Source organism: Plesiomonas sp. ZOR0011, assembly GCF_000800945.1.
Taxonomy (GTDB): Bacteria; Pseudomonadota; Gammaproteobacteria; order Enterobacterales; family CAMTGL01; genus Plesiomonas; species Plesiomonas shigelloides.
Map to the genome: position 1 here is coordinate 1 of NZ_JRKB01000022.1, position 6669 is coordinate 6669.

The 6669-nt window shown below is 54.5% G+C and carries 5 protein-coding genes; 4 read left to right on the top strand and 1 reads right to left on the bottom strand.

The annotated features are described in order from the left end of the window. Positions 1-2053: fatty acid oxidation complex subunit alpha FadB (gene fadB / locus L975_RS03870; protein WP_047707315.1), on the bottom strand; the 2053-nt coding region annotated here is incomplete at its 3' end. A gap of 329 nt (positions 2054-2382) precedes the next feature. Here fadB and pepQ point away from each other — a divergent pair. From pepQ to hemG, 4 genes are read left to right on the top strand one after another with little or no spacing between them, the layout of a single operon-like run. Further along, positions 2383-3693: a Xaa-Pro dipeptidase gene (gene pepQ, locus L975_RS03875; RefSeq protein WP_047707317.1), complete on the top strand. Its 1311-nt coding sequence runs from the start codon at positions 2383-2385 to the stop codon at positions 3691-3693. After that, on the top strand, positions 3693-4307 hold the full coding sequence (locus L975_RS03880) for an IMPACT family protein (RefSeq protein WP_047707318.1): 615 nt from the start codon (positions 3693-3695) through the stop codon (positions 4305-4307). The genes pepQ and L975_RS03880 overlap by 1 nt, the downstream gene beginning before the upstream one ends. Positions 4308-4342: 35 nt before the next feature. Continuing rightward, positions 4343-5797 carry a Trk system potassium transporter TrkH gene (gene trkH, locus L975_RS03885; protein ID WP_010863037.1) on the top strand — a complete coding sequence of 485 codons (1455 nt, stop codon included), beginning with the start codon at positions 4343-4345 and terminating at the stop codon, positions 5795-5797. 2 nt (positions 5798-5799) lie between these two features. Then, positions 5800-6354: a menaquinone-dependent protoporphyrinogen IX dehydrogenase gene (hemG, locus tag L975_RS03890; RefSeq protein WP_047707320.1), complete on the top strand. Its 555-nt coding sequence runs from the start codon at positions 5800-5802 to the stop codon at positions 6352-6354. Positions 6355-6669: the final 315 nt, after the last annotated feature.

A 6669-nucleotide genomic window follows, 5' to 3' on the forward strand; every position in this document is an offset into this window, starting at 1 on the left:
CATAGTGAGCACTACCGAGGCTATCCAGATAACGGCAGGCACCGCCACGGAACGGTGGGAAGCCCAAGCCATAAATCAGTGCCATGTCCGCTTCGGCGGCGCTACCGATAATGCCTTCTTCCAAGCAGCGCACCACTTCGTTGACCATCGGGATCATCAAACGGGCAATAATCTCTTCGCTGCTAAACTCGCGCCGTGGCGCACACACCTCGCTCAGTAAGGTGTAGGTGGCGGGATCGGCCTCTTTCTTCGGCTTGCCCTTGGCATCTTGGGTATAGCGATAGAAGCCTTGTCCGTTTTTCTGGCCAAAACGCTGCAACTCGAACATCACGTCGACCGCATCGCGGTAATCTTTTTGCATCCGCTGCGGGAAGCCAGCCGCCATCACCGCTTGGGCGTGATGCGCGGTATCCATCCCTACTACATCCAACAAGTAGGCCGGGCCCATAGGCCAACCAAATTGTTTTTCCATCACTTTGTCGATTTGCTGGAAGTCAGCGCCATCGCGCAGCAGCAGGCTAAAGCCAGCAAAATACGGGAACAGGACGCGGTTGACGAAAAAGCCCGGGCAGTCATTCACCACAATCGGTGATTTGCCCATTTTTGCGGCATACGCCACTACGCGGGCGATGGTCTCTTCAGAGGTGCGCTCGCCACGGATGATCTCAACCAATGGCATCCGGTGTACCGGATTGAAAAAATGCATGCCGCAGAAGTTTTCTGGCCGCTGCAGGGCACTGGCTAGCACATTAATCGGGATGGTGGAGGTGTTGGATGTCAGCACGGCGTCGGTTGGCAGCAGTTGTTCAACTTCGGCCAGTACGCTTTGTTTGATTTTCGGGTTTTCCACCACCGCTTCGACCACGATATCGCTACGTTCGATACCTGCGTAGTTGAGGCTTGGTGTGATGGCCGTCAGGGTTTGCGCCATCTGCAGGCCGCTAATTTTGCCCTGCTCGCGCTGTTTATCCAGCAATTTGGCCGCTTCGGTCATCCCTAACGTGAGGGATTTTTCGCTGATATCTTTCATCAGAACCGGTACACCCTTGAGAGCGGACTGGTAGGCAATGCCGCCGCCCATAATGCCTGCGCCCAGTACTGCAGCATGCGCGGTGGGTTTGCCGGCTTTGGCCGCTTGCTTGGCTTTGCTTTTCAGCAACTGATCGCCCAAGAAGATCCCCACCAACGCGGTGGCAACATCGGATTTGGCCAGTGGAATAAAGTGGCGAGTTTCAATGTCCAGCGCCGCATCGCGCGTACAGCGCGCCGCCGCTTCCACACTACTGACGGCGGCCAGTGGTGCCGGATAGTGTTTGCCGGCAATTTGCAGCACCATCGCTTTGGCAGTGCTAAAACTCATGGCCGCTTCGGTGGCATTGAGGGCCAGCGGTTGCAATTTGACCTGTCGCCGTGCTTGCCAGTTCAACCGACCGGCTATCGCCTCGTTGAGCATTTGCAGCGCCGCAGCATGCAGTTTATCGCTGGCGACCACCGCATCCAGAATACCCAGCTTTAAGGCCGCATCAGCGCCGATTTCTTTACCGGCGGTGATCAGCTCCAGTGCGCTATCGGCGCCAATCAGACGAGGTAAACGCACGGTGCCGCCAAAGCCCGGCATGATACCGAGTTTGGTTTCTGGCAGGCCGACTCGCGCTTGGGTATCACCGATGCGCAGATCGGTGGCCAGCACGCACTCCAATCCCCCGCCGAGGGCAATCCCATTGACGGCGCAAACGGTGGGAACCGGTAGATCTTCTAGCTGATTGAAAATGGCATTAGCACGTGCCAGCCAGCGTTGCAGCTCCTCTTCTGGCAATGCAAACAAGCCGAGGAATTCGGTGATGTCAGCGCCGACAATAAAAGAGTCTTTGGCTGAGCTGACCAACAGACCTTGCAGGGCGGTTTGCCCTTGCAACAGCTCCAGCGCTTCACCGAGGCTGGTTAAGGTCTGCAGATCGAATTTGTTGACGGCGGCGGACTGGGCGGAAAATTGCAGTTCGGCAATCCCGTCAGTCAGCCAGCGCAGGGTCAGGGTTGGGCTTTGATAAAGCATCTTCTATCTCCAGAGCCGGATCTCTCCGGGGGCAACACTGGCCGCAGCCAGCAGAGGGTACGCACCGGATAACGAGCCAGTGTCATATTTTTAACCAGTGTGCTTTCAAATTAACAATATTTCAACACTCATTTAAAACATTTGTTTAATTTTTTGTTAACCATGAGGAGGCTCGATTCAGCGGCGAAAAACCGCAATATCCGTAGGAGGCGATGTGGGGATTTTGTGTTGATTGACGGGCACAGTTACGCGATGGCGCGAAGCGCCACAGGGCACATTGGCTGTGCTACTATGGGAATTCAGTGATGAATAGAAGAAAGGGTATTTTCATGGAACACGCTTACCGCGCGCATATTGCCGAGCTACAGAGTCGCACCCAGGCCGTATTGGAACGTGACCAGCTGCAAGGGCTGCTGATCCACTCCGGCGAGCCGATTTACGCATTTCTGGATGACAATACTTATCCGTTTAAGGTTAATCCGCATTTCAATGCGTGGTTACCGCTGACGAATGTGCCGCATTGCTGGCTGCAAGTCGATGGCGTGAATCGCCCGCGTCTGTTCTTCTATTCTCCGGTGGATTATTGGCATGCGGTCGAGCCGGTACCGCAAGAGTACTGGGCAGAAGAGTTTGAGATAGTCGTGCTGCGCCAACCGCGCGACATTCAGCAGTATCTGCCAGCGGCGCGCGCCGAGTGGGGCTACATCGGCTCGAGCGAGCAGTTGGCTCGTGACGCCGGGATTGGTCAGATTAACCCGCCAGCGTTACTTAATACGCTGCATTATCAACGCGCTTACAAAACTGATTATGAGCTGCAGTGTATGCGCAGCGCCCAGAAGATTGCCGTCGATGGCCACCGTGCAGCGCACGATGCCTTTATGGCCGGCATGAGCGAGTTTGATATCAACTTGGCGTATCTGGCGGCTACCGGTCAAAGTGATACTGAGGTGCCGTACACCAATATCGTGGCTTTGAATCAGCATGGCGCGATTTTGCACTACACCACCTTGCAGCGTAAAACCCCCACCAGCAGCGACAGCTTCTTGCTGGATGCGGGCGCGACCTTTAACGGTTATGTCGCCGATATCACTCGTACCTACGCCCGCGAAGAGAATGATTTTGCTGCGCTGATCCGCGATATGCATCGTCATCAGCAAGAGCTGATTGCCACGATTGAACCGGGCCAGCGCTACCCTGATCTGAATCTGCAGATGCACCAGCGTATTGCGCGCATGCTGCGTGAGCACGATATTGTGCGTCTCAATGAAGAAGATATGGTCAACGAAGGGCTGACCGGTAGCTTCATGCCACATGGTTTGGGTCACTTACTGGGCCTGCAAGTGCACGATGTGGCTGGTTTCATGCAAGATGAACAAGGCACCCATCTGGCTGCGCCTGCGGCCTATCCGGCCCTGCGTTGTACGCGGGAACTGGCGCCGCGCATGGTGCTGACTATCGAGCCGGGTTTGTATTTCATTGATTCTTTGCTCGAGCCTTGGAAAAACCACGCCCTGAACAGTCACATTAACTGGGCACGTATCGATGCGCTGCGTCCATTTGGTGGGATCCGTATTGAAGACAATATCGTGATCACCGAAGGCGGCATTGAAAACCTGACGCGGGATCTGGCACTGAACTGATGGCGCACTACCCCATTCCGGCCGCTGCGGTCGAGTTTGCTGAAGAAATAAAGAAAAGTCGCTTTATCACCTTACTGGCACATACCCCGGGCAGCGAGCAGGCCCGGGCCTTTGTTCAGGCGGTGAAAGCGGCTCACCCTCAGGCGCGGCATCACTGCTGGGCATTTGTGGCCGGTGCGCCGACTGACTCGCAGCAGCTGGGCTTTTCCGATGATGGTGAGCCTGCGGGTACTGCGGGGAAACCGATCCTCAACTGCCTACTGGGGAGTGGGGTCGGTGAGCTGACGGCGGTGGTCGTCCGCTATTATGGTGGGATCCGCCTTGGTACCGGTGGTTTGGTGCGAGCCTACGGCAATGGGGTGCAACAGGCGTTAAAGCTGCTGACCACGGTAGAGAAAGTTGAGCGGCAAGCCTTTTACTTAACCTGTGACTATGCTCAGTTAAGTTTGGTGGAAACCTTATTGGCGGCGTATGACGGTGAGAAGCAGGAGGTGGAATTTGGCGGCAATATTCGTTTGCGTATCGGTTTGCCTGCGGAGCAGGTCACCCTTTTTGCTCAAGCGCTCAAAGATCGCACCCGCGGTGGCTTGATCTTGCAGACATTGTCTGAATAATTCCCCCTCCGTTTTCGTCCAAGGATAGCTTTTGCATGCAGTTGCGCTCTATTACCCGAATCGTTGGCATGCTGATCATGCTGTTTTCCGTCACCATGTGCGTTCCGGCGCTGGTGGCGCTGCTGTACCGTGACGGTTCGGGCACCGCGTTTATGACCACCTTTGTCACCGCCGTGGTGATCGGTGCGCTGCTGTGGTTTCCTAATCGCCGGCACAAGCATGAGCTCAAATCCCGCGATGGCTTTGTGATTGTGGTGCTGTTCTGGACGGTACTCGGCAGTGTGGGGGCGTTGCCCTTCATCTATTCCGCGGAGTTGCCGCTGAGTTTTACCGATGCATTCTTTGAATCTTTCTCAGGATTGACAACCACCGGTGCGACGGTGATTGTCGGTCTGGATAACCTGCCCAAAGCCTTACTGTTTTATCGTCAAATGCTGCAGTGGTTAGGCGGTATGGGGATCATTGTCTTGGCGGTGGCGATTTTGCCGCTATTAGGCGTCGGGGGGATGCAGCTGTACCGGGCCGAAATGCCGGGGCCGTTGAAAGACAACAAGATGCGCCCGCGTATAGCCGAAACGGCCAAAACCTTATGGCTGATTTACGTCTTGCTGACCATCGCCTGCGCCTTGGCTTTTTGGTTAGCGGGGATGTCCGGCTTTGATGCGATTAGTCACAGCTTTGCCACTATCGCGATCGGTGGCTTTTCCACCCACGATGCCAGTATCGGCTACTTTAATAGTCCGGCGATCAACATTATTACCGGGGTCTTTTTGATTATCGCTGGGTGTAACTTCTCGCTGCACTTTTCGGCGCTCACCAGCCGTACCCCGTGGCGTTTGTATTGGCGCGATCCAGAATGCCGCTTTTTCCTGTTGGTTCAGCTGAGCCTGACGCTGATTTGCTTTGCCGTGTTGATGAATAAGCAGGTGTATGACACTTGGCAGCTGGCGCTGGATAACGCGTTTTTCCAATCGGTTTCTATCAGTACCACCGCCGGCTTTTCTACCGCCAGCTTTGCAGACTGGCCACTGTTCTTGCCGCTGCTGTTATTATTCTCTTCCTTTATTGGTGGCTGCGCCGGCTCGACCGGCGGCGGCTTGAAAGTGATCCGCATACTATTACTGTGCTTGCAGGGTAACCGCGAATTAAAGCGTCTGGTGCACCCCAGCGCGGTCTACTCGATAAAACTGGGTCGCCGCGCCCTACCGGAGCGCATCATTGAAGGGGTGTGGGGGTTTTTCTCTGCCTATGCCTTGGTGTTTATGCTTTGCTTGCTGGCCGTGATTGCCACTGGGGTGGATGAGTTGACCGCCTTTTCGGCCGTGGCCGCCAGTTTGAACAACTTAGGTCCGGGCCTAGGCTCGGTCGCCCCGCACTTTGCTGACCTGAATAACAGCGCGAAATGGATTTTGGTGGTCGCGATGCTGTTTGGCCGCTTGGAAGTGTTTACCCTGTTGGTCTTGTTTACCCCAACATTCTGGAAAAACTGATCATGGCTCAGACTTATTTATTGCTCTATTCCAGCACGGACGGACAAACCTTAAAAATCATGCAGCATATTGCTGCGCAGCTGCAACAGCAGGCGCCAGATTGTCAGGTGTGTCTGCATGATGTGCAGCAGCCGTTACAACCACAGTGGGCAGAGTACCGTGCCGTGGTGATTGGCGCCTCGATTCGGTACGGGCACTTTAGCCGTCAGGTGCAGCGCTGGATAGCGCAATACCAGCGCGAACTGCAGCAATTACCAACTGCCTTTTTTGGGGTGAACTTAACGGCGCGCAAACCGGAGAAGAACACGCCAGAGACCAACGCCTATGTGCGTAAGTTCTTGCAGCGTTCTGTGTGGCAGCCTACCGTGGCCGCGGTCTTTGCTGGCGCGCTTTATTATCCGCGCTATCGCTGGTTTGACCGTGTGATGATCCAATTCATTATGCGCATGACCGGTGGTGAAACCGATCCTAGTAAAGAAGTGGAATATACCGACTGGAATAAAGTTAGCGAATTTGCGCAAAAAATCGCTGTTTTAGCCCCTTCGGCGCAGGCCTAAGACCAGAAAAGTGTGTTTTTTTGCCGTTTTGGATGAAAATGCAGCGGGCGAATTGTTTTTCTCACTTTTCCCTTGCGCCCGCCGCAAAACGCCCTATAATGCGACCCCACTGACACGGCGACTGTGATGCAAATCACTGATTGGCCTGCAGTAATGAATATCGGCTCTTGAGAAAATGCAAAACATTTTCTTGACAGTAAAACAGGATTGCGGAATAATTCACTTCCTGTCGCTACTTCGGTAGCGAAACGCTCTTTAAAAAGTTAATCAGACAATCTGTGTGGGCACTCGTTTGAGAATGCTGATATCCAAAAG

Excerpts from the sequence above, each read along its gene's own strand:
- L975_RS03880 (WP_047707318.1), top strand. The coding sequence starts at position 3,693 with ATGGCGCACTACCCCATTCCGGCCGCTGCGGTCGAGTTTGCTGAAGAA.
- pepQ (WP_047707317.1), top strand. The coding sequence starts at position 2,383 with ATGGAACACGCTTACCGCGCGCATATTGCCGAGCTACAGAGTCGCACC.
- hemG (WP_047707320.1), top strand. The coding sequence starts at position 5,800 with ATGGCTCAGACTTATTTATTGCTCTATTCCAGCACGGACGGACAAACC.
- trkH (WP_010863037.1), top strand. The coding sequence starts at position 4,343 with ATGCAGTTGCGCTCTATTACCCGAATCGTTGGCATGCTGATCATGCTG.